The sequence below is a fragment of the Blastococcus sp. KM273129 genome, assembly GCF_021698995.1.
GTDB lineage: Bacteria > Actinomycetota > Actinomycetes > Mycobacteriales > Geodermatophilaceae > Blastococcus.
Window position 1 is genome coordinate 1 of the sequence record NZ_SSXB01000238.1, and the last position, 221, is coordinate 221.

At 69.2% G+C, this 221-nt stretch carries 1 protein-coding gene; it reads right to left on the bottom strand.

The genetic code is table 11. The annotated features are described in order from the left end of the window. On the bottom strand, positions 1–221 hold a 221-nt coding region (locus E9565_RS22150; RefSeq protein ID WP_236836755.1), incomplete at both ends, for a hypothetical protein.

A 221-nucleotide genomic window follows, 5' to 3' on the forward strand; every position in this document is an offset into this window, starting at 1 on the left:
CGACGGCGCGAACAGCCGCACCGATCCGGGAAACCGCTGGTCCAGCTCGCGGACCCACACCTGATGCAGCCCGCCGGTCGCCTCGATGGCGAACACCGGATCGCGGCCATCCGCATGCTCGCGCACCAGCCGCTGCAATGTCTCCAGACCGGGACGCAGCACTGGCAGAGACAGCGGCTCAACGACCATTCCGGCCGCACTGGAGCTCAGCCAGACCCGGT